The sequence below is a fragment of the Mycobacterium adipatum genome (assembly GCF_001644575.1).
Taxonomy (GTDB): domain Bacteria; phylum Actinomycetota; class Actinomycetes; order Mycobacteriales; family Mycobacteriaceae; genus Mycobacterium; species Mycobacterium adipatum.
On sequence record NZ_CP015597.1, the window covers coordinates 25,119 to 46,785 of the forward strand.

The 21,667-nt window shown below is 63.9% G+C and carries 18 protein-coding genes and 2 pseudogenes; 8 read left to right on the top strand and 12 right to left on the bottom strand.

The window, feature by feature from the left end; translation table 11 throughout:
- Nucleotides 1-459: 459 nt before the first annotated feature.
- Complete coding sequence (locus A7U43_RS27810; protein WP_068003946.1) at nt 460-1,344, bottom strand: LysR substrate-binding domain-containing protein; 885 nt, start codon at nt 1,342-1,344, stop codon at nt 460-462.
- A gap of 73 nt (nt 1,345-1,417) precedes the next feature.
- Here A7U43_RS27810 and A7U43_RS27815 point away from each other — a divergent pair, with 73 nt between their 5' ends.
- The 3 genes from A7U43_RS27815 to A7U43_RS27825 are packed head-to-tail and all read left to right on the top strand — an operon-like array spanning nt 1,418 to nt 3,911.
- Nucleotides 1,418-2,623, top strand: a complete 1,206-nt coding sequence (locus A7U43_RS27815) for an acetyl-CoA C-acetyltransferase (RefSeq protein WP_068003947.1) — start codon at nt 1,418-1,420, stop codon at nt 2,621-2,623.
- Entirely contained in the window at nt 2,623-3,279 is a 657-nt protein-coding gene (locus A7U43_RS27820) for a 3-oxoacid CoA-transferase subunit A (RefSeq protein WP_068003949.1), read from the top strand. Before A7U43_RS27815 ends, A7U43_RS27820 begins: the two co-directional genes overlap by 1 nt.
- Nucleotides 3,276-3,911 carry a 3-oxoacid CoA-transferase subunit B gene (locus A7U43_RS27825; RefSeq protein ID WP_068003950.1) on the top strand — a complete coding sequence of 212 codons (636 nt, stop codon included), beginning with the start codon at nt 3,276-3,278 and terminating at the stop codon, nt 3,909-3,911. Before A7U43_RS27820 ends, A7U43_RS27825 begins: the two co-directional genes overlap by 4 nt.
- A 37-nt stretch (nt 3,912-3,948) precedes the next feature.
- On the opposite strand, the gene pcaDC is transcribed toward A7U43_RS27825, so the two are convergent.
- The 8 genes from pcaDC to A7U43_RS27865 all read right to left on the bottom strand — a co-directional run bounded on the left by pcaDC (nt 3,949) and on the right by A7U43_RS27865 (nt 11,959).
- The gene (gene pcaDC, locus A7U43_RS27830) at nt 3,949-5,124 is read right to left on the bottom strand and encodes a bifunctional 3-oxoadipate enol-lactonase/4-carboxymuconolactone decarboxylase PcaDC (protein WP_068003951.1); all 1,176 of its coding nucleotides are present in this window, start codon (nt 5,122-5,124) and stop codon (nt 3,949-3,951) included.
- Nucleotides 5,121-6,323 carry a lyase family protein gene (locus tag A7U43_RS27835; RefSeq protein ID WP_068003952.1) on the bottom strand — a complete coding sequence of 401 codons (1,203 nt, stop codon included), beginning with the start codon at nt 6,321-6,323 and terminating at the stop codon, nt 5,121-5,123. Before A7U43_RS27835 ends, pcaDC begins: the two co-directional genes overlap by 4 nt.
- Nucleotides 6,320-6,883, bottom strand: coding sequence for a protocatechuate 3,4-dioxygenase subunit alpha (gene pcaG, locus A7U43_RS27840; protein WP_068003955.1), 564 nt, complete (start codon nt 6,881-6,883; stop codon nt 6,320-6,322). The genes A7U43_RS27835 and pcaG overlap by 4 nt, the downstream gene beginning before the upstream one ends.
- Nucleotides 6,880-7,671, bottom strand: a complete 792-nt coding sequence (gene pcaH, locus A7U43_RS27845) for a protocatechuate 3,4-dioxygenase subunit beta (RefSeq protein ID WP_068003957.1) — start codon at nt 7,669-7,671, stop codon at nt 6,880-6,882. The genes pcaG and pcaH overlap by 4 nt, the downstream gene beginning before the upstream one ends.
- 87 nt (nt 7,672-7,758) lie before the next feature.
- On the bottom strand, nt 7,759-9,045 hold the full coding sequence (locus A7U43_RS27850; protein ID WP_231963884.1) for an aminotransferase family protein: 1,287 nt from the start codon (nt 9,043-9,045) through the stop codon (nt 7,759-7,761).
- Complete coding sequence (locus A7U43_RS27855; protein ID WP_068003959.1) at nt 9,042-10,811, bottom strand: FAD-dependent oxidoreductase; 1,770 nt, start codon at nt 10,809-10,811, stop codon at nt 9,042-9,044. The genes A7U43_RS27850 and A7U43_RS27855 overlap by 4 nt, the downstream gene beginning before the upstream one ends.
- Before the next feature lie 3 nt (nt 10,812-10,814).
- A complete protein-coding gene (locus A7U43_RS27860) occupies nt 10,815-11,108 on the bottom strand; it encodes a YciI family protein (RefSeq protein WP_068003961.1) in 294 nt (97 codons plus the stop codon).
- Nucleotides 11,109-11,137: 29 nt separating this feature from the next.
- Nucleotides 11,138-11,959 (bottom strand): IclR family transcriptional regulator, encoded by an 822-nt coding sequence (locus A7U43_RS27865; protein ID WP_068004419.1) that lies wholly within the window; start codon nt 11,957-11,959, stop codon nt 11,138-11,140.
- 249 nt (nt 11,960-12,208) lie between these two features.
- Between A7U43_RS27865 and A7U43_RS29915 the strand changes: the two genes are divergently transcribed.
- From A7U43_RS29915 to A7U43_RS27885, 4 genes are read left to right on the top strand one after another with little or no spacing between them, the layout of a single operon-like run.
- The gene (locus A7U43_RS29915) at nt 12,209-12,655 is read left to right on the top strand and encodes a N,N-dimethylformamidase alpha subunit family protein (RefSeq protein ID WP_156526206.1); all 447 of its coding nucleotides are present in this window, start codon (nt 12,209-12,211) and stop codon (nt 12,653-12,655) included.
- Complete coding sequence (locus tag A7U43_RS27875; RefSeq protein ID WP_068003964.1) at nt 12,652-14,967, top strand: N,N-dimethylformamidase beta subunit family domain-containing protein; 2,316 nt, start codon at nt 12,652-12,654, stop codon at nt 14,965-14,967. Before A7U43_RS29915 ends, A7U43_RS27875 begins: the two co-directional genes overlap by 4 nt.
- Nucleotides 14,968-15,027: 60 nt before the next feature.
- Nucleotides 15,028-16,329 carry an MFS transporter gene (locus A7U43_RS27880; protein ID WP_068003966.1) on the top strand — a complete coding sequence of 434 codons (1,302 nt, stop codon included), beginning with the start codon at nt 15,028-15,030 and terminating at the stop codon, nt 16,327-16,329.
- Nucleotides 16,326-17,201: a DMT family transporter gene (locus A7U43_RS27885; RefSeq protein WP_068003967.1), complete on the top strand. Its 876-nt coding sequence runs from the start codon at nt 16,326-16,328 to the stop codon at nt 17,199-17,201. Before A7U43_RS27880 ends, A7U43_RS27885 begins: the two co-directional genes overlap by 4 nt.
- 119 nt (nt 17,202-17,320) lie before the next feature.
- On the opposite strand, the gene A7U43_RS27890 is transcribed toward A7U43_RS27885, so the two are convergent.
- The 3 genes and pseudogenes from A7U43_RS27890 to A7U43_RS27900 all read right to left on the bottom strand — a co-directional run bounded on the left by A7U43_RS27890 (nt 17,321) and on the right by A7U43_RS27900 (nt 20,703).
- Complete coding sequence (locus A7U43_RS27890; RefSeq protein WP_231963885.1) at nt 17,321-18,130, bottom strand: alpha/beta fold hydrolase; 810 nt, start codon at nt 18,128-18,130, stop codon at nt 17,321-17,323.
- Nucleotides 18,111-19,528, bottom strand: a pseudogene (locus tag A7U43_RS27895) (MFS transporter). Before A7U43_RS27895 ends, A7U43_RS27890 begins: the two are co-directional and overlap by 20 nt.
- A 62-nt stretch (nt 19,529-19,590) precedes the next feature.
- A pseudogene (locus A7U43_RS27900) lies at nt 19,591-20,703 on the bottom strand (FAD-dependent monooxygenase).
- A gap of 152 nt (nt 20,704-20,855) precedes the next feature.
- On the opposite strand from A7U43_RS27900, the gene A7U43_RS27905 reads away from it, so the two are divergent.
- Entirely contained in the window at nt 20,856-21,461 is a 606-nt protein-coding gene (locus A7U43_RS27905; RefSeq protein ID WP_068003969.1) for a TetR/AcrR family transcriptional regulator, read from the top strand.
- Nucleotides 21,462-21,667: the final 206 nt, after the last annotated feature.

Sequence of the window (21,667 nt, forward strand, 5' to 3'; positions counted from 1 at the left end):
TGGCCAGTAGTTAACGTTCAGCCCAGCGAGTGTGATGTACAGTTCTTCCGGTCGTTTAGGGCGTTGTCATTCAATGGCAATCATTCTGATGGTCGTGCCGTGTGTGTTCCCGTTGAATGAATCCACTGATCTGTATCACGTGTTGTTGGTCCACGGTTACGAGTGTCGAGGGGCACAGTGATCATCAGGAGGTCACGTGCCCAGTCGGTATTCTTTCCCAGGCGTTCCATTCGATCACGGAAGGCAGAGGCGAGGACATATCTCGTCACCAGGTGACCGGAACAAACGCTAGTCACTTCAAAAGTATTGCGAAAAAGTATGGTTGGCCACTTCGGGTGTTTGGACGGGCAATTTCAACGGATAGGCAAGCAGGGGTAAAGGACTATCACCGGCGCTTCACCGGTCGAATGGCTCCGTTCCGGCATGCACTTCAAACACCGGGGCGCCGCCACGCCAGTCTCAGGAGGTGATTGCCTGCAACGCCTCGATGACCCTTTGGATTAATTGGCCGTGCGTTGAGGTGAGCCATGCGGCCGCCAGGTCGATCCCCAGGCCGCGTGGCCGCAGCGGGCGGTAGACCACCCCGGCAACATTCAGCGCGTACGTTGGGGCCGGCACGATCGCCACCCCGAGTCCGGCCGCCACCAGGGTGACCAGAGTCGAGGTCTCTTCGACCTCGTGACGCACGCGGGCAGTGAACCCGGCGTCGGCGCACAAGGTGGTCAGGAAATCGCCCATGACGGAGCGACCGCCGCCGGCGTGCGCCACAAATTCCTCATTGTGAAGATCGGTGAGCTGCAGAACTTTTCGGTGGTTCAGCCGGTGCCCTTCCGGCAGAGCCACTAGTAGGGGGTCGCGACGTATGACGGTCGTGGACAACCCGGGATCGATCACCGGGGGCCGCAGCAGCGCCAGGTCGATGTCCCCGGCCGTCAACGCAGCCAGTTGCGCGGGGGCCAGCATCTCGCCGCGCACGCGAACGTCGACGTCGGGAATCAGCTCGGCCAGTGCGCGAACAAGCTGTGGCAGCAGCGAATACGTCGCCGAACCGACACACCCGATGGTGAGCCGACCCGTGGTCCCGTCGGCAACGCGGCGGGCCAGGTCGGCCGCGTCGTCCACTGCGTCCAGAATCCTGATGGTCCGTTCCAGATACGCCCGCCCGGCCGGCGTCAGCTCCACGCTGCGGGTGGAGCGGAGCAACAGCTCGACTCCGAGTTCACGTTCGAGTTGCCGGATCTGTTGGGACAGCGGCGGCTGGGCGATGAGCAGCCGCTTCGCGGCCCGCCCGAAGTGCAGTTCTTCGGCGACAGCCCGGAAATAGCGGAGATGCCTCAACTCCATTAGGACTCCATGCCTATCAAACAGTGCAATTTGAGTATTTCAGAATATCTGCTGAGCGACTTACAGTCGAGGGATGGATGTCGTGATCTGCAGTCCGGTCAGGACGCCGGTGGGCCGGATGGGCGGCGCCCTGGCCACGTTGACTGCCACCGACCTGGCCGTCGCGGCGCTGCGCGCCCTTGTCGACCGCACGGGGCTCGGTGAGGGTGACGTCGACGATGTGATTCTCGGCAACGGCTACGCCAACGGGGAGGCGCCGGCGATCGGCCGTATCGCCGCGTTGGACGCCGGGCTGGGCACCGCGGTACCTGGCCTGCAGGTCGACCGCCGGTGCGGCTCCGGATTGCAGGCCGTGCTCTACGGTGCAGGGCAGGTCGCCACGGGCGCGGCCCGCGCGGTGATCGCCGGCGGGGCCGAATCGATGTCCAATGTCGAGCATTACGCCCTCGGGCTGCGGACTGGCGTCCGGCAAGGCGGTATCGCGCTGGTCGACCGTCTGGACCGCGCCCGCGAAACTGCCGGCGGCAGCTCACATCCCATCACCGGCGGCATGATCGAGACCGCAGAGAATCTGCGGCGCGAGTACGGTATTTCGCGTTCCGATCAGGACGAGTTGTCGGTGCGCTCCCATCAACGAGCCGTCGCCGCCCACGAGGCGGGCCGCTTCGCCGACGAGCTGGTGTCCGTCACCGTGCCCGGGCGGCACGGCGATGTCGTTGTCGATCGTGACGAGCACCCGCGCGCGGACATCACAGCGGAGAAGCTGGCCGCGTTGCGACCCATCCGCCGCAAGGTGGACGGCGAGTCGACGGTCACCGCCGGCAACGCCTCCGGCCAGAACGACGGTGCTGCAGTGTGTGTGGTGACCACCGCATCGCACGCCGGGAAGCTGGGGCTCACCCCGCTGCTCGCCCTGCGCTCGTGGGCGGTCACCGGATGCCGGCCCGGGACCATGGGCATCGGACCCGTGGCCGCGACCGCCGCAGCACTGGGGCGGGCCGGCCTGACCCTCGATGACATCGACCTGATCGAACTCAACGAGGCGTTCGCCGCCCAGGTGCTGGCGGTGCTGGCCGAGTGGAAGATCGATCCCCTCGATGACCGGTTGAATCCCAACGGTTCCGGCATCTCCCTCGGCCACCCGATCGGCGCCACCGGCGCCCGCATCCTGGCCACCGCCGCCTACGAAGCGCAGCGCCGCGGCGCCCGCACCGTGCTGGAGACCATGTGCATCGGTGGCGGCCAGGGTCTGGCAGCCGTGTTCGAAGTGGTGAGCTGATGGTCACCCTCTGCGACACCACCGCCGACGCCGTGGCCGAAATCCGTGACGGGAGCACCGTCCTGATCGGCGGTTTCGGCATGGCGGGCATGCCGGTGGCGCTGATCGACGCCCTGATCGACCAAGGCGCAACAAATCTCACCGTGGTGTCCAACAACGCCGGCAACGGCGACACCGGCCTGGCCGCCCTGCTCGCGGCCAGACGCGTCCGCAAAGTCGTCTGCTCGTTCCCCCGCCAGTCGGACTCCTGGGCGTTCGACGGGCTGTACCGCGCCGGCGACATCCAACTGGAAGTGGTGCCGCAGGGCACCCTCGCGGAGCGGATACGCGCCGCCGGTGCGGGTATCGGCGCGTTCTACTGCCCCACCGCGGTCGGGACGCCGTTGGCCGAGGGCAAAGAAGAACGCGTCATCGACGGCCGCACCTATCTTCTGGAGTATCCGCTGGCCGGCGACGTGGCCCTGATCGGGGCTCACCGCGCCGATCGGATGGGAAACCTGGTGTACCGCAAGACTGCCCGCAACTTCGGGCCGGTGATGGCCACTGCCGCGACCACCACCATCGCGCAGGTCGCCGAGGTGGTCGACACCGGGACTCTGGACCCCGAGTCCGTCGTCACCCCCAGCATCTACGTCAACAAGGTGGTGGCGACATGAGTGCCCTGACCAAAGAAAAGATGGCCGCGCTCGTCGCCTCCGACATCCCGGCCGGCTCCTTCGTGAACCTCGGGATCGGGCAGCCCACCACGGTGGCCGACCATCTGCCCGCCGGCGCCGGGATAGTCCTGCACACCGAGAACGGGATGCTGAACATGGGACCCGCCGCCGTCGGCGACGAGATCGATCCCGACCTCACCAACGCCGGCAAGCTCCCGGTCACCGAACTGCCCGGCGCGGCGTACTTCCACCACGCCGACTCGTTCGCCATGATGCGCGGCGGACACCTCGATGTCTGTGTACTCGGTGCGTTCCAGGTTTCGGCCGCCGGCGATCTGGCCAACTGGCACACCGGTGCACCCGACGCCATCCCGGCTGTCGGCGGCGCCATGGATCTGGCCATCGGCGCCAAGCAGGTCTTCGTGATGATGACCCTGTTCGCCAAAGACGGCTCCCCCAAGCTGGTTCCGTCGTGTACCTACCCGCTGACCGGACTCGGTTGTGTGTCGCGGGTGTACACGGAGCTGGCGGTCTTCGACATCACCGCTGCCGGCGTGACCGTGCGTGACACCTACGGCATCAGCCGAGAAGAACTGGTCCAGCGCCTCGGTGTGCCATTGCTCGACGTCTGAGCGCCACGGCACTGACGTTTCCGCTCACCATGTGCCGTCAAGGAGTGTCGAGATCCCCGAGGTCCCGCAGTGTTTCTTGCGCGATCCGGAATGCGGTGTTGGCGTCGGGCACGCCGCAGTAGATGGCTGTCTGCAGCAGCAGTTCTTTAATCTCGGCGACGGTCAGTCCGTTGCGGCGCGCTGCGCGGATGTGCAGGATTAGTTCTTCGTGGTGCCCCCGCGCTACCAGTGCGGTCAAGGTGATCAACGATCGGGTGCGGCGGTCCAGGCCGGGTCGCGTCCAGATGCCGCCCCACGCGTATTCGGTGATCAACTGCTGAAATTCGCTGGTGAAGTCAGTGGCGGCAGCGATGGCCCGATCGACGTGAGCGTCGCCAAGGACGTTGCGGCGCACCGCCATACCTGCGGCGCGGACCTCGGCGACAGTGCGCTGGTCGGCGGCGGCGCTGGCGGCGTGGTCACGGATCAGTCGTGCCACCTGGTGAGGGGCTTCGGCGGGGGCCAGGTGCGCCACGCCTGGCAGGACGACGAGGCGGCCGCGGCGTACCTGCGTGGCGACGGTCTCGAGTGCGCTCGGCGGGGTCACGGCGTCGTCGGCGCCGGCGATCGCCAGCACCGGCCCGCTGATATCGGCAAGACGGCTGCGCACGTCGAAGCTTGCCAACGCCCCACAGACCGCGGCGTATCCCTCGTCGGAGATGCCGGCAAGTTCGTCGAGCAATCTGGCGGCGATGTCAGGGTCGCGGTCAGCGAAGCCGGGACTGAACCAGCGTTGCGGAGTGGAGGCAAGCAACGACGACGTACCCGAGCTTTCTACTTGTTCCTTGCGTTTGTGCCAGGCGTCGGCGGTGCCGATGGTCGCGCCGGTGCACAGCAGTGCGGCGCTGGTGACTCGATGGGGGTGGTCAAGGAGCAGTTGCAGACCGACTGCGCCGCCCACCGAGTCCCCGGCGTAGTGGAAGGTGGCCCCGGCGTACGCGCCGTCGAGTTGCTCCATCAACGCGTGCGCCAGATCGGCAATGTGCAGCGGTTCGGCCGCGACGACGCGGTTGGTGCCGTGGCCGGGCAGATCCCACCCGATAACCTCGAAGTCGTCGGCGAGATCGGCGGCGACAGCGGCCCACAGCGTCTGCACCGAGGTACCCAGAGAGGGGCCGAGCACGAGCAGCGGCTGGCCGGGTCGGCCGGCGAGTTGTACGGCGGTGACCGTCATGGCATCTCCTGCAGATGATGGTGGGCGCGGTGGAGCGCCTCGTCGATGAGGTCGTCGATCAACCCGGTGAACGCGCCGCTCGGTTCGTGGCCGGCGATGGCTGCCAGTGCGCGTTGTTCTGCATGCACGTCGCCACTCATCTGTGACAGTCGTCGGGCCATCGTGTCGGGGTGGACTTGCAGCCCGACCAATAGTTTTCTAGTGTGGGCCGCGGAAACGACAGTGCGCCGCAACAGCACTGCGAGGGTGTCCCATTCCACATGCCAGGCGCCATCGGCGCGTTCATCAACCTGTCCAGCTGCCGACAGGTGCAGGGTGGTCGCCAACGGAGGGCCGGCCAGCGCGGCGCGCCGGATGAGCACTGACATGGTCGGGTTGGACTTGTGCGGCATGGTCGAAGAGCCTCCACCTGTGCCCTCGGACAGTTCTCCGATCTCGGGACGGCCTAGTGCAAGCACGTCGTTGGCGATCCTGCCCCAGGCGTCGGTCACGGTGACTGCCGCGTCACCGATGCGAGTCACCGCGGTGCGCTGGGTGTGCCAGGGCGGCGACTCGCTGAGGGTGAGTGCCTTCGCGAGGCGGCGGCGGGCGCGACGGGCTGCAGCGGGTCCGACGAGTTCGACCAGTCCGCTGAGTGTTCCGGCCGCACCACCTAATTGGACCGGAAAACGGAGTGCGGCGAGAGCCTCCGCTGCGTCGAGTACACCGTGTAACCACGTCGCGGCCTTGGCGCCGAAGGTGGTCGGCACGGCGGGCTGGGTGAGGGTGCGGGCAACCATTGGTGTGTTCCGGTGAGTGTTGACCAGGTCCGTCAGCGCGTCGAGTTGGCCGGTGATCTCGCCACGGATCCGGTTAACCGCCTGACGTGCGCACACCATCAGAGCGGTGTCGATGACATCTTGACTAGTCAGGCCGCGGTGCAGCCAGGTCGCGGCGTCATCGTGGCCAGCCGCGCGCAGACGCTGCCGCAGTAGCGCCACCAGTGCGATGACGGGGTTGCCGTGAACTTCGGACTCGTCGATTAGATCGATCATGTCCGCGTCAGATACTAAATCCAGTACCGACGCGGACGAGGCGAGTGCCCCGGTGGTCGGTAACACCGTGAGCCAGGCGTCCTCGATCTGCACCATGGCATGGAGGAACGCGGCCTCGGTGAAGGTGTCGCCGGCGCGGTGCTCACCGGGCCACAACAGGATCACGCAGGTCCAGGGTAGGCCAGAAACGGTATCTCCTGGTCGCCCTGCAGGGTGATGTCGAAGCGGAAGCCCCACTCTTCGGGCACCGTGATCAGCGCTGTGGCTCGCGGGCCCAACGAGGTCAGCAGGGCATCGGGTGCGGCGTCACCCAGCGGCAGGTAGGCGCGGGTGAACAGGCGGTCCAGGAGGCCACGGGCGAAGACGGTAACTGCGAAGAACGGTAAGGACCCGTCGACCGAGCCAGGTATGACCGTGGTGAAGGCGTATTCGCCGTCGCGGCCTGTGCTGGCGCGGCCGAACCCGGTGAATGTCTGGCCATCGCGGCGGAATGTGCCGGTCCGGTGCGGTATCCGACCCGCGTGGTCTGCTTGCCAGATCTCAATAAGCGCGTCGGGTACGGGGTTACCGGCACCGTCGTAGACGGTGCCGGACAAACGAATTGCGCCGGGGCTGCCGGGCGCGATCAGGTCGCGGTCGCCGGGAAAGGGCAGCGCGTAATGAAAGAACGGGCCGACAGTTTGTCCGGGCGTAGGGACCAGTTCGGCCGACGGTAATGCGGTCACTGCGGGTCCTCGGTGTCGGTGTCCAGCGGGGTGCGATGGGTGCCGCTGAGCACGATGTCGAAGCGGTAGCCGGTCGCCCATTCGTGAGTGGTGATGTCGTGGTCGTAATGCGCGACCAGCCGGCCGCGGGCACGGGGATCGACGATGGCTTGGAAGATGGGATCAAAGTCGAACAAAGGGTCGCCAGGAAAGTACATCTGGGTGACGAGACGCTGGGTGAATTCGGTACCGAACAGTGAGAAATGGATGTGAGCGGGCCGCCATGCGTTGTGGTGGTTGCGCCACGGGTAGGGGCCAGGCTTGATCGTGGTGAAGCGGTACCAGCCGTCCTCGTCGGTTAGACAACGGCCGACACCGGTGAAGTTGGGATCCACGGGGGCGGGGTGCTGATCGCGCTTGTGGACGTAACGTCCTGCCGCGTTGGCCTGCCACACCTCGACAAGTTGCCGGCGCACAGGCCGGCCCTCGCCGTCGACGACGCGACCGGTGACGACCATTCGCTCCCCTTGCGGTTCGCCGCCGCACTGGATGGTCAGATCCGCTTCCAATGGATCGATATCGCGCGTGCCGAAGCAGGGTGCTTCTAACTCGATGCCTTCGGGGTCAGCGTAGTGCAGGCTCTTGGTGGGGTGGCGCAGCAAGCTCGACCGATACGGCGGATAGTCGGTGCGTACCGCGGTCTCGCGGCTGGCCCCATCGATGAGCTGCTTCTCGTAATCGCTGGCGATGTCGGCAATTTCGGCACTGATGGCGGATTGACCGGGAAGTCCGGAGGTGGTAGTGGTCATGGTTCCCTCAAATGGCGTGTGGCAGGGCAACGGCGACGGTTGTCACGAACGCGTTAGGGACGCGCAACGGTCCCTGATTGGTGGCGACTAGGTGGTTCGGTAAACCTCATCGAGCCCGGCGCGCACCGCGTCGGTCATGAAATCCAGGTCCTCTTCGGTGGTGACGAGCGGTGGCGAGAATCCCAGCGCCGTTCCCATCGGGCGGATAATCGCACCGCGCCTGCGCACCACCTGCATCAGTTGGGCGGGTAGGGAGGGTGACCTGGCCAGGTGCCCGGATTCAAGTTCGAGTGCCCCAAGGACCCCCACTCCGCCGCGAGCGTGGTCGACGAGCGGGTGGTCGGTCATGGACTCGAGGCGCTCGAGCAGAGGCCCCTCCAACTTGAGTGCGGCATCGAGGAGGCCATCACGCTCGAGAATTGCGATGTTCGCCAGCCCAGCGGCACATGCCGCCGGATGACCGGAGTACGTCTGGCCATGCCGGAAAACCGTGCCGGGTCGGTCCCAAAATGGCGCCGCGACATGCCTTGCGGCGACAACGCCGCCCAATGGCAGATATCCGCTGGTGACACCCTTGGCGAATACGATTAGGTCGGGTCGAACGTCGAATCGTTCTATTCCGAACCAGTAACCGAGTCGTCCGAACGCGCAGATCACTGAGTCAGCAATGAAGAGCACGCCGTGTCGACGGCATACCTGCGCAGCTGCCTCGATGTATCCCTTGGGTGGCACGATCACGCCGCCGGCGCCGATCACCGGTTCACAGAAGAATGCAGCGACGCGTTCTGGTCCCAACGTGCCGATGATGCGGTCTAGCTCGGCTGCATCATCGTGGGGAACCTGTACGACGTCGGGTGCAAACGGCTCGCCGACGCGGTTGGGCGGCATTCCGGAAAGCGCTGTACCCCACCCGTGCATTCCGTGATAACTGTGCTCGCGGTGCAGCAGCACTGTCCGGTCGGGCTGCCCGTTGGCCGCGAAGTAGGACCGGGCCATCTTCACGGCCGTCTCGATGGAATCGCCACCGCCACTGGTAAAGAAGACCTTGCCATCGTCCATGGGCGCGCGCTGGGCGATCTCTTCGGCTAGACGCAACGCAGGCTCGGTCGCGAAGTCACCGAAGCCGTGGTAAGCCTCCAGGGTGCCGAGCTGGTGGCTAATCGCGTCCACGATCTCGGCGCGACCGTGCCCGACGTTGGAGTACCACAGGCTTGCAGTGCCGTCGAAGTAGCGATGTCCGGTGTTGTCCCAGACCCATACCCCGTCGCCTCGCACTATGGTCACCCGCGGCGCCTGGCGCACCGAGTGCATCGGTGCGAACGGTGACCAGAGGGCGTTCTGACCCGCGACCGGGTCGGTCTCGTGGTTGCTCATAGTGGTTCTCCATTGGTGTTGTCGTTGGCTAGCGGTGCTGGGGCAGTGTGTTTGACGGTGCCCGCGGGTGTGTTCGTTCTGGTCTTGGCGTGTGTTGCGATGTCACGTCCCACCAGGTAGCCGAACACCATCGCCGGCCCGAGAACCGCGCCGTACCCCGGGTATCCCCCACCGAAGACGCTAACGGCCGCCGAACCGACCGCATAAAGTCCGGGGATCGCGGATCCGGTGTCGGTGACAACTTCGCTGCGCTGGTTGACGGCTAGCCCTGCGTAGGTTCCGAGGTCGCCCATTTGCACCCGCACCGCGTAGTACGGTCCGGTGTCGATGGGCGCCAGGTTGGGGTTGGGTTTGTGGTCCATGTCCCCTTTGAAGTGGTGGAACCAGTTCGAGCCCCGTCCGAACTTTGGATCTACTCCCTTGGCCGCGCTCTCGTTGAATTCCTGCACCGTCTCATGCAGTGCCTCCGCCGGCACGCCAATCTTGATGGCCAGGTTCTCAATCGAGGACCCCTTGGTGAGAAACCCGATCCGCTTGTAGTACCACGTCGGTAGCGGCCACGGTTTGGCATAGCCGATCCCATACCGCCGCATCGCCTTTCGATCCGCAATGATGTAGGCGAAGGTGCTGCGCTGCCCGCGATTCTCTTTAATCAGCTCGGTGCCGAAGTCGTGATACGAGAACGATTCATTCGCGAATCGTTTACCGTGCCGGTTGACCGCAATCAATCCGGGTAACCCGAAGGCACGCAGGTGCGGAAACAGTCGCTGCTCGCCGCGGAGGCTTCGGAAAGAGCTGACCGGACCCCAGGCCGCCGGTTGGTGCGGACTGGTGTCCAGGACCCCACCACACTCAGCGGCCAGTCGATAACTGTCGCCGCCGTGACCGACGGTGGCAGTGACGTGATTGTCACCGAACGCATCGTGCTCGAAGGCCTGCTTACGCAATTCCGCGTTGCCGCCGAAGCCGCCGGCCGCGAGTACCACACCCACCCTGGCATGCACTCGACACGGCTCGTTACCGCCGACGCGCGCGCCGGTGACAACACCCTCGGTCGAATCCAGCTTCACAACCGGGGCCGAGGTCCACATAGGGATGTCGAGCTTACGGGCCGTCGCCACTAAGCGCGTCATCAAGGCGTTGCCGTTGGTCCGGGTCAGGGAGCGCCTGCAGACCACGGTCTGCCACCACGTCCGCAAGAGCACGCGCGCCACATAGCTGAACGCTCTGGCAGACTGGTTAACCTTGAGGAACGTCTTGAGTTCCTGTCCAACCTCGGGCATATAACCGAACACCGTATAGGTATACAAATAAGGCTGCACGCGTAAACGATCGTCGCCGAGAATACGGGCATCAGCACGCTGGACAGTGATCGCACGACCAGACCGCTTCGCCCCAGACGCCTCCATCTGATAGTCCGGCGCCATCTCCGGGTACACGAACTCGACCTCGGTTTCCCGTTCGAAGAAGTCAAGTGCTTCAGGAACACCGTCGAGAAATCGCGCCACCGCTGCGCTGTCATACGAGTCGCTCGCCAGGGCCTTGATGTAAGCCTCCGCTTCCTCTCGGGTGTCGCCCTCCGCGCGTCCCTGGCGGTTGCCCGGTACCCACAGCCATCCGCCTGAAATGGCGCTCGTGCCACCGAGATACGGTTCCTTCTCCACAATCAAGACGTTCAATCCCTGCTTTCGGGCTGCGATGGCCGCGGACAGACCGGCGGCGCCGGACCCCACCACCAGAACATCGGTTTCATACGTCGTCATCATCGCTCATATCTCCCTTGCAAGGCGTCCGTAGATCGGAAGCCACTCCACTGCCGTGGCTTGGGACACCAACCCGTTGACGCGGAATGGATCACCGACAGTGAGTGCCAATGCTTCGCTCTTGGTGGCCGCATCAACGACGATTCGTCCCCCCGGACTCTCGGTCGGTCCAAGAGGTCCTGAAATCAAGAGGGCACCTCTGTCCGCGAGTTCACTGATGAAGTCGAGGTGTGCCGGCCGATACTTCTCCCGCCCGCCAGCATCGTCGGTGTACTCGTAGGTAATGAGGAAGATCGCCACGACGCAATACTCTGCCGGGGGATCGCTGCTCAGGGTCGACTATTCCGATGAATGGCAAGGAATTTGGCGTCACTGGCCATCGGCAGCATCAAACTGAACCCCGCCATGCCAACTGCGCGTGAAATACCACGCGCTGCGGTCATCAATGCAGGGATGTGCCCGACGATGCGGTTGGCATCGCTGGGCACCACGATGGTGAGGGCGGCCAAAATGTCACCATTGGCGTCGAAAATCGGTGCGGCGGCACCGACGGCGTTCGGAATGCACATCCGATCAGCGAGGAAGTGGCCCTGGGTACGGATGTCAGCGAAGATCTGTCGCAGCTGCTGCGGATCGGTCACAGTCGCAGGGGTGTAGCGCCTCAACGGCCGGGCCAAAAGACGTTCACGAACATCCTCCGGGCCGAATGCCAACAACACCAGACCGGCCGAGCAAGCATGTACGGCGAGCCGGCCCGCGACATACGTGGCGTTAGCCATCGATCCCGGAGCCGACAACCGCTCGATGTGCAGTACCTCGTCGCCGTCGAGCACACCCAACTGCGTATGTTGCCGCACGACCGCGTGCAGATCCTCCATGAATGGCATTGCGACATCACGCAGCCGGACCACCCGCGAAGACCGAGAAGCCAACTCCCACATCCGTAGTCCAATCCGGATCCGTCGCTCACCGTCGCGCTCGAGCATGCGCAGCTCGATCAGTTCGTTGACCAGCCTGTGCGCGGTCGCCACAGGGAGGTCAGCTCGGCGGGCGATGTCGGAGACCGTGAGTACCGGCGTGCTCACGTCGAATGCCTCGATGATGCGAAGCACTCGCTCCATCACTGATTCGCCCGATGTCGACCGCGCCACTGCCGCCTCCTCTGCCCCGATTATGAACCCCCAACGCACCACGCCGAGAGCTTTCTACCAATCAATGGAAAAGACACTTTCCTCGATGCTCGGTTGCCGAGTGACTCGTTTGAAATGCCCATTGGGGGTCTGTCAATACGTGCATGGCGCCCCAATACCTTCTCATTCAATGGCAGCGCGACGCGTGGTCGACGTGACGCCACACACACTCAGGCTGTACCTGGAAGCGTCTGCCCCGAGGAGATATGCATGCCGGTCGGCTCCGTCGACAACGCACTTGCAACACGACCAACCTGCGGCGGTGCGAACGCTGCACTTGCCCTGAGTGATCCCACTTGCCTGCGTGACAAAGAGGCGGACTGGTTCCTTTTCTACGACGCCAGCAGAACCGCGACAGTACGCGCACTACTGGAAAAGCATCCAGAGATTGTGGAGGAACACGAGCGAAACCCTCTCAGTAGGGCCGGCGAGCAGAGCCAGGCCTTACAGATACTGCTGAACTTCTTCCGTGGACACCCCACGCTCGGCAAGTTTTACGTCTACGCGCAGCGTCCCTGGTTGGACTACCGCATCGCCACACTCACCGAGCGCGGAGCGCCACCGACCTTCATCGACCAGCGAAGCTTCCCCGACGAGAACGCCGCCGCCCATGCGGTGTTCGTCCTCAGGGTCGAATCACTTGGGAGCCTCAGATGAATGAGCACGCCAACCACGTCGAGTTTCAACACATCGGTCTACGCGGCTATTCTGACCGCCCCAGCGCCGCGCCCGGTGAGACCGTTCGGTTTCACCTTTCTGCCGAGGAGGCCGGCACATGCCGGGTCGATCTCGTCAGGCTGATTCACGGTGATACCAACCCCGCCGGCCCCGGATTCCGCGAAGAAGTCATCGACTGCCCCGTCAACGGCCACTATCCGATAGCGCCGCAGCGGACCCAGTTCGGCAGCTATGCCGAGATCGATGACCATGGAACCGCCGTTGGCTCAGCAGGATTGACGCTACATGCCTTCATCAACGCGAGCCTGCCGCATCACTCTCAGCAGGCCATCTTGAGCCGTTGGGCTGCGGACAGATCGTGCGGGTGGACGTTAGGTATCGAACAGGGTCGATTGACCGCACGTCTCGGTGACGGAGCTGGCGTCACTGCTAAGATCGTCAGTGACCGAGCGCTGTTCGCTGGCGTGTGGTACTCGGTCACGGTGGTGTTCGATCCAGACTCCGCGACGCTGCGCCTGACCCAACGCTGTGTGCTGAACCGGGTGAACAGCGTCTTTGGACCAGTGGTGCCCCTTGACTCGGACAGCACAGTGGAGGCTCCATGTCACATTCGCCCCGCAGATGCTTGCACACCAGTACTGATCGGTGGAAACGCCGAGTCGGCAACACTATCGGGTCGCACATGGGTCACCGACATCTTCAACGGCAAGGTGGATTCGCCTTCCCTCTACGGTCGCGCTCTCCCCGAGGTGGCCATCACCGCCCTCTCTGGCGGTAACGTCCCGACAGATCCGTCTGCTCTGGCAGCGTGGGACTTTTCGGCCTGCAGCCACTCCGATGAGATCCGAGACGTGACGGACCACGGTTTGCACGGCCGCTGCATCAACCAGCCCGAGCGCGCAGTCACCGGTTGGAACTGGGACAGCAGCGAAGAAAACTTCAGGCACGCCCCACACCAATACGGAGCGATCCATTTCCATGAGGACTCACTCGATGACTGCCGCTGGATTCCCAACATCGAGCTGACAATTCCCCACTCATTGCCGAGCGACTGCTACGCGCTACGCGTTCGTTGCCGCGATGCCGTTGACCACATTCCCTTATTCGTGCTGCCTCCGAAAGGCACTGCCACCGCCGACATCCTGTTTCTGATACCCACCTGCACTTACCTGGCTTACGCCAACTGGCAGATCAAGCCCGCGTTACCAGCCCGGCAGGGCGCCCCGGGACGTACCTACGTGCTACACGACTTCGACGTAGAGCTCAACATCCACACGCGTGACTACGGGTTGTCCCTCTACGACACCTACGCCGACGGCCGCATCGTGAAGTACAGCAGCTGGCGAAGGCCCATCGTAAACATGCGCCCAATGCATCGACACCGCGAATTCGCTGCCCCCTGGGGCTTTTCGGCAGACCTCTATCTCGTTGACTGGCTCAACGCCGAAGGTTTGGGATTCGACGTAGCAACCGATCACGATCTCATCGAGCAAGGTGCAGAACTTTTGTCACGGTACCGGGTGGTGATCACCGGTACGCACCCGGAGTATTACACCAGCTCCATGATCGACGCCTGGGAGGACTATCTCGCCAACGGCGGTCGCGGGATGTATCTCGGAGGCAACGGAATGTATTGGGTGAGTTCGCTGCACCCGGAGAAACCCTGGGTGGTGGAGGTCAGGAAGGGAGAGTCCGGCACGACCCGTAACCGCACCACACCCGGCGAGAACTACCACAGCACCTCCGGGGAACGAGGAGGTCTGTGGCGATACCGCAATCGTGCACCCCAAAAGGTATGGGGTACTGGGCATTCAGCGTTCGGGTTCGACTCCTGCTCCTACTACGTTCAACTGCCCGACGCTAGAGAGCCCAGTGTCGAGTGGATCTTCGAGGGTGTCGACCCAACTGAGCGCATCGGCGACTTCGGTCTGATCGGCGCAGGTGCCGCGGGCTTCGAGGTGGACAAGTACGACCTCAAGCTCGGCACCCCACCACATACCATGCTGCTGGCCAGCTCGACTGCGCACACCCGCAACTACCTGCTCGCCACCGAAGAGATGAGCGTGGCCCGTCCTGCAATTCACGGAGTCGAGCATCCCAGCGTACGTGGGGACATAACATATTTCACCACCGCGCATGGCGGCGGGATGTTCAGCACGTCCTCCATCGCCTGGTGCGGCAGCCTGTCCTCGAATCGCTACGACAACAACGTCGCACGCATTACCGGCAACGTGCTACGCCGCTTCGTCGACCCAGCACCGCTTCCCGATGTCGTCCCACTGCAGCCCTGAGCACAGAAGTGCCCACGTCCCTGTCGCGCAGACAAATGACCCACTATCGGGAGTTACCGAATGAAACCTGAAACCCGCCAAACCTCCGTCGACCAGACCACCACAGTCAGCCCTGCGATGGTGCGCAAAGCCGTGACCGGGGCCGCCGTCGGAAACTTCGTCGAATGGTTCGATTTCGCGATCTATGCCTACCTCGCCACCTACATCGCCGCGAATTTCTTCCCCTCGGATAACGAGACCACCGGATTGCTATTCACCTTCGGCGCCTTCGCCGTCGCCTTCGTGATGCGCCCCATCGGCGGTCTCTTCTTCGGCCCCCTCGGCGACAAAATAGGCCGGCGCCGCACCTTAGCCATCGTCGTGCTGGCGACTTCGACCGCCACCTTCTTAATGGGACTGCTCCCGAGCTACGACGCACTCGGGGTCGCGGCTCCATTACTCCTGGTTCTTTTGCGATTTGTCCAGGCCTTCGCCGCCGGAGGCGAATACGGTGGGGGTGCCATATTCATCGCCGAGTACGCGCCCAGGCAACGCCGCGGGTTCTTCGTCTCGTTCCTACCGGCGTCAACGTTTCTGGCTTACCTCTTTGCCGCCGTTCTGATTACCGGGTTGTCCACAGCGCTAACAGAACAGGACATGACCTCATGGGGCTGGCGTATTCCCTTCCTGCTGGCTGGTCCGCTTGGCATCGCCGGGCTCTACATCCGCAGCAGGCTCGACGAGACACCCGAGTTCCGCGCCCTCGAGGATGCCGGCTCGGTCACCAAGACACCTCTGAAAGAGACGATCACCAAGCACTGGCGTCCGATCCTGCAGCTCATTGCCCTAGTCTCTTGCTGGGTGGCGGCCTTCTATGTGGCGTTCGCATACATGCCCGCCCTTTATCACAAGCTCGGCTACGGCGACACCGAGTCATTCGTGTCGATGATCGTCGCCTGTATGGTTCCGATCATCACCTTGCCGCTGTTGGGCACCCTCTCTGACCGCAGCGGACCCAGGCCAATCATGCTTGCCGCGAGCGTGGGGTTCGCCGTGTCTGCGTATCCACTCTTCATGTTGATCAACACGGGAAATCTCGCCGCGGCGTACGTGGCGCACGGCGCCATAGCGTTCTTTGTGGCCGCGCTGAGTAGCTGCATCGTGATGGGTACCCAGCTGTTCGAAACCCGCGTCCGTTACAGCGGATTCGCGATCGGCCACAACGTATCAGTCGCCGTGTTCGGCGGTACCGCACCCATGATCTCCACCTACCTCGTCTCGGTGACCGACGACGCGCGGTCACCGTCCTACTACATCGTGTTCACCGCACTGGTAACACTTCTCGGGGTGCTCACGGTTCGTAACCACCTACGTCGTGGGTGAAAGCTTTCTACCATGCGAGAGCCGCCGTCTTGGCCGGGGCGGCGGCGACCGCGTTGTCCGGGAGTTTTATCAAACTGTCAGAAACCTCTTCATCGACCTCCACATTCTTCCGATGTTTGATGGCAGCGCCACTACTGGCGTATTTCGCCGGTCGCGAGTTCAGGCGCAGGGGACTTCCCTCTCGCCGAATTCTGGCAAGTCAGATCCTTGCCGGCGCCATGCTCGGCGCCGACTTCGCGCTGTGGGCGCAGTCGGTGACGTTGGTAGGAGCGGGGATCTCCACAGTGGTGGTCAACATCCAGGTAGTAGTGGTTCCCGTTCTCACCTGGGCTTTCCTCGGCATTCGTCCGCCGTTACGTTTCGTCGCAATGCTGCCGCTCTTGCTCACCGGCGCCGCCGTGGCCGGCGGTGTAACAGAGAGAGGCGACAACGGCCAGCTGTTGCTGGGCACCGTGTTCGCCTTGGCCGCCGGGGTGACCTACGGGATCTATTTGTTCATTATCGGTCGCACCGGGGTCGCCAAGCGCCTGTCCTCTCAGGTATTCGTCTCGACTGCGACAGCGGGCATCGTCGGCGCCGGTGTGGGATCGTTTTGGGATCCGGTCGATCTCACCCCGAGCTGGAGCTCCCTGGGATGGCTAGCGGTCCTTGCTCTCAGCAGTCAGATTCTCGGCTGGACTCTGATCTCGGCTGCGCTTCCGCGGGTATCTGCCGATGTCGGAGCGGCATTGTTGTTGACTCAACCCGTCATGGCAGTCGGGTTCGCCATGCTGTTGGTCAACGAGCGCCCGAGCGCGGCTCAGATGGGTGGATGCGCCGCCGTGGTAGCAGCGGTGTGGTTTCTGACCCGATCAGTCACCGGACGCCACTGAAGAACGCGGCAACCGACTATGAAGCACTGTCGGTGCGAGTCGTCTGTCGCGATGTGCGCCGAGGTCGCCTTGGCGCTGCAATTCTAATTGACATCGAGTCGGTCTCCGGACGTGCGGGCTTACGGTTTGAGCAGCGGGAGGAATTCTCGCACCCGGGCGGCGATGGTGTTGGCGAACTCGATTGCGATGGCGTGGCGACCACCGTCGATCGACTGTAGTTCGGCGTTCGGAATCTGTTCGGCCATCAAGAGGGCGCCGGCCCAGGGCGCCAGCTGGTCCTCGGTACCGTGCAGGATAAGAGTCCGTGCTGCGATACTCGGAAGGCGGTCGCGAATGTCGTGCTGGCGGGCGGCGTTTCGCCGCCGACGGCTCTGTTCGGCAGTGCGTTTGGTCAGCGTCTGACCGGGTGGGGTGTACAGCTGTGAGCGGCCCTTGGGGGTGAAGAAGAGTTCTGTCGCGGCGTTCTGCCTGTCTTGGTGGGACATGGATAGCAGCGCATCGACGATCGGGCTGCCGAGGGCGTAGCTCGGTGTGGTGGCGACCAGGATGAGGGAGGAAATCCGGGCCGGATGCCGCAGGGCGACATGTTGGGCAATCGCGCCCCCGAAAGAGGTACCTAGCACGTGGGCTGCTGAAAGCTTCAAAGCATCCAGGCGAGCAACGAGATCGTCGGCAAGATCGGCCAAACCATAGGGTGCTGGTGGATTCGTGGTGAGTCCGGAGTCGCGTTGGTCATAGGAGATCACCCGCAGTCCGGCGCCGAGGTGCCGGCGCAAGACAGTGAATTGATGACGGTCGCTCTCGCCGCCGTGAATGAGGACCAATGGCACCCCGTCGCCATCATCGATGTAGCCGACGTCGAATACCCCGGCTCGCACGGTGGAGCCAGCCCGCTCTGCGCTTTGGTCTTCAGCCCGGGGTAGTGTCACTGATTGGTCTTTCATGGTCGAGGTTCGGCTCTCGAGAGTGGTTGCGTACCAGCTTGATCGCCGGGATGGTGGCCAGGATGACGATTGTTCCGGCGAGGGCGATATAGAGGTAGATGCCGGTGACGGTGCTGACCGGGGTGCCGTCCGCCCCCAGTCCGGCCACTTGGGTGGCTTTGAGCACTTCGCCGCCGGCGATATTGACCACGACTGAGCCCAAGGCGAGGACCACCGACACCAGACCGGCTGTCGTGCCTTGCCGTTCGGGCGTTGCGAGGCTGGTGGCCAGGTTGTAGCCGGAGGCGCCGATCGCACCGGCGGCCACGCCGAGCACGGCACCGCAGGCTACCGCCAGTGGGAGCATCGACACCCCCGCCATCTGCGCAAGAGTCGCCGCTGCACCGAGCGTGATGCCGCCCAGCAGCGGAACCGCCGGGCCGATCCGGCCCGCGATCCATCCAGCGCCCACGCCGCCGAGGACGATACCGAGGTTGGGGGTGCCGAAAGCAGCAGGGCGATCGCATCGCCGGAGCCCAACCCGTAGCCTAGACCGAGATCAGGGGAGACGTGGGCGGTGATAGCGGTCAGCTGCAGCATGCTGCGGAACGCGCCTGCGGCCAGCACCAAAGCCAACAGTGTCAACAGGATCTGACGGCTCAGAGCACGGAAATCAACGATCGGTTGCTCGACTCGCAGGGCGAGAAATGCCCACCCGGCCAACGCCGCGAGCCCGATGGACACCAGCACGAGCATGCCCCTAGACATCCAACCGGCATCGCTGCCGAGGCTGAGATAGGCAAGCGTCGCCCCCAGCCCGACACCGAGCAGAACGGCTCCACCCACGTCGATCCGGCCTCCGGTGCGGATCGGGGATTCCGGGATGAACACGCGCACGCCGAGTGCAGCCGCCGCAGCCAGGATCGCGGCGGCGACGAACACGCTGCGGAACCCGAACATCTCGATGATCGGGGTCATGAGAAACGGCTCAACGATCCCGACAATCGACGACCCCGACGTCAAGACCCCAACCAACGCCATCGCCGCTGGTGGCCTGCAAATCTGTTGCGTCAAAGCGACAGTGAGGAAGATCGCGGCAAAGGCGGCGCCTTGAAAGAAGCGGCCCACCAGGAACACCCACAGTGTCGGCGCAAGCAGACAGATCAGCGCCCCAATTCCGGCGATGAGCAGTGTGACGAGCAAGACTCGTCGTTTGCCGAAGATGTCGGAACTCTGCGCCAGCAGCGGTGACCAGATGGCCCCGGCCAGCATCGCGCCGGCATTGATCCACGCGGCCTGATCGGTGTCGAAGTGCTTCATCAATTGAGGCAGCACCATCATCGGCGAGCCGATGACAAGGTCGGCCAGGACGTTGGCGAGAGTCAGAACGCCCGCCCAGAGCACGAGCCGCGTGCTTCAGCTGCGCGACTGGCCGCTGCCGGCGTCGTTCTGGAAACTGTTCGTAATCACGATGTTTCGGCCCGGGGGTTTTGCAGGGACTTGTTGCGGGCGGAATTCTCATCCCAGGTTTGCGGCAGGATGCGGTTGCGGCCGCGCTCGACGCTGTTCTGAACGGCGGTGACGTACGGGCGCTGCCGGGCTTCGTACCGGGCGAACGCGGCGGTGTGGTTGCCGTCGCGAGCCAACTCCTCGGCCAGGAAACGCGCACCGGTCAGCGCCAGGGAGGTACCGCGGCCGGATAGGAACGCTGCGCAGTACCCGGCGTCTCCGACGAGGACGACGCGCCCACGGTGCCAGGACCGCAGGTGAATCTGGCTGGCCGCAGCGAAGTAGAGCGCAGGATCGGCGCAGGCCGCGTCCAGTAGCTCCGGGATTCGCCACGACGGGTCGTCGGCGAAGGCATCGACAAGGATGTTCTTCTGGGCGTCCAGGTCCTTGCGCTCGTAACCCGGTGTTTCGGAGAGGAATTCGAACACCGCTACTGCCTTGCCGCCGTATCAGAAAACCCCCGCCATGCGTCCGGGCACGTTGTAGATTGAGTTGGGAACGTCCGCTTGCGCTTCGCCCAGAATCTCGGCGAGGGCGAAGTACACCCCGAGGTGTCGCAGGCACTGGTCGTCGGGGCCGAACACCAGCCGGCGGGTTGCGGAGTGTTGGCCGTCGGCGCCGACCACCAGGTCATACCGTGCCGAGCGCCCCGAGGCGAATTGCACGTCGATGTCGGTATCGCCGTGCGTCAGTGCGGTGATCGCCTCCCCGAAGCGGATTGTCACAGTATCGGGAACCGCGTCGGCGAGGATGCACACGAGGTCTGCACGCAGGATCTCGATGTCATCGTCAGAGTCGCTGATTTCCGCGATTGGCATCGGGGCGATCCGCTCGCCTCGACTATCGACGAACTGGGTCTGCTCGGACATCCGGATGCGTCGGGCCGCGATGAGCGGGAGCAGTCCCATCTTTTCGACCACCTCGATGGCGTCACCGCGGATATCGATGGGCGTACCGGTGAGCCGCAGTTGGCGAGCCTGCTCAACCACGGTGACAGCGTGTCCGCGGCGACCGAACTCCAACGCACACGCAAGACCGGCTATGCCGGCACCCGACACAAGAATCTTCATCAAGGCACTCCAAGGACGAAAGAACAGGATCACTGCACTCAGAATAAAAGCGACACTCAGTCGCTATTAAAGCACAGTGCAGCTCACCCAGATCACCCCGAACGACGTGCCTAGTGAACAATTGTCATCGTTCGCAGGAAGGAAGTGCAGTCATGGTGAGCGGGGCTACCGACCGTCCGCAGGCACGTCGACCCGGCGGACGTAACGCACGGGTCCGAGAGCGAATTTTGGCCGCCACAACTGAACTTGTTGCGCGCGACGGGATTGCCGGATTTCGCTACGAAGACGTCGCCGAGACAGCCGGCGTGCACAAAGCCAGCGTCTACCGTAACTGGCCAGACCGCGAAGAGTTGGTGGTCGAGGCGCTGCTGGTTTACGCCGAAAGCCTCGCCTCGGTCGCCGATACCGGCGACATCCGCCGAGACTTGGTGGACTTTCTGGTGGCCCTCGCCGCCGGTCTCGAAACGCCCTTCGGACGTGCCCTCGAACAAGCCATCCAGCCCGCCGGCCACGATGTAACCATTCGTGCTTTGACCAAGGTGCTCGACCGGAGGGTGGCCGCGATGCAACAGCGGGTCAACAACGCTGTCGACCGCGGCGAACTACCCCCGGTCGACAGCTCCTTCCTCGGCGAAATGATCTCCGGTCCGGTACACCTCATCATCACCCGGGGAATGCGCCCGTTCGCCCGACCAGACGCAGAGCGCATCGTCGACGTCGTACTCGCCGGCATCCAGAGCACGGGCATACAGACGTGACGATCGAACTGGGTGGTCACAGCGTATGCTCGGCCGTGGTCAGCAGGGCGGCGCTGCTGGCCGATGTGGGACCGTACCGTGCGCGACAATGCTCCACGAGTCATTCGTTTCATTCTGACGCTGATGATGAGTGCTGTGCGCCTGCCTGGCTGTTTGTGCCCCAACCCGCCGTTGGGCTCACATGCCACCATGTTTGCCGGTCAGAT

What these genes read in the sequence shown, in the direction of transcription:
- A7U43_RS27810 (WP_068003946.1), bottom strand. Translation starts at nt 1,344, where the DNA reads ATGGAGTTGAGGCATCTCCGCTATTTCCGGGCTGTCGCCGAAGAACTG.
- A7U43_RS27815 (WP_068003947.1), top strand. Translation starts at nt 1,418, where the DNA reads ATGGATGTCGTGATCTGCAGTCCGGTCAGGACGCCGGTGGGCCGGATG.
- A7U43_RS27820 (WP_068003949.1), top strand. Translation starts at nt 2,623, where the DNA reads ATGGTCACCCTCTGCGACACCACCGCCGACGCCGTGGCCGAAATCCGT.
- A7U43_RS27825 (WP_068003950.1), top strand. Translation starts at nt 3,276, where the DNA reads ATGAGTGCCCTGACCAAAGAAAAGATGGCCGCGCTCGTCGCCTCCGAC.
- pcaDC (WP_068003951.1), bottom strand. Translation starts at nt 5,124, where the DNA reads ATGACGGTCACCGCCGTACAACTCGCCGGCCGACCCGGCCAGCCGCTG.
- pcaH (WP_068003957.1), bottom strand. Translation starts at nt 7,671, where the DNA reads ATGACCACTACCACCTCCGGACTTCCCGGTCAATCCGCCATCAGTGCC.
- A7U43_RS27850 (WP_231963884.1), bottom strand. Translation starts at nt 9,045, where the DNA reads ATGAGCAACCACGAGACCGACCCGGTCGCGGGTCAGAACGCCCTCTGG.
- A7U43_RS27855 (WP_068003959.1), bottom strand. Translation starts at nt 10,811, where the DNA reads ATGATGACGACGTATGAAACCGATGTTCTGGTGGTGGGGTCCGGCGCC.
- A7U43_RS29915 (WP_156526206.1), top strand. Translation starts at nt 12,209, where the DNA reads ATGCCGGTCGGCTCCGTCGACAACGCACTTGCAACACGACCAACCTGC.
- A7U43_RS27875 (WP_068003964.1), top strand. Translation starts at nt 12,652, where the DNA reads ATGAATGAGCACGCCAACCACGTCGAGTTTCAACACATCGGTCTACGC.
- A7U43_RS27880 (WP_068003966.1), top strand. Translation starts at nt 15,028, where the DNA reads ATGAAACCTGAAACCCGCCAAACCTCCGTCGACCAGACCACCACAGTC.
- A7U43_RS27905 (WP_068003969.1), top strand. Translation starts at nt 20,856, where the DNA reads ATGGTGAGCGGGGCTACCGACCGTCCGCAGGCACGTCGACCCGGCGGA.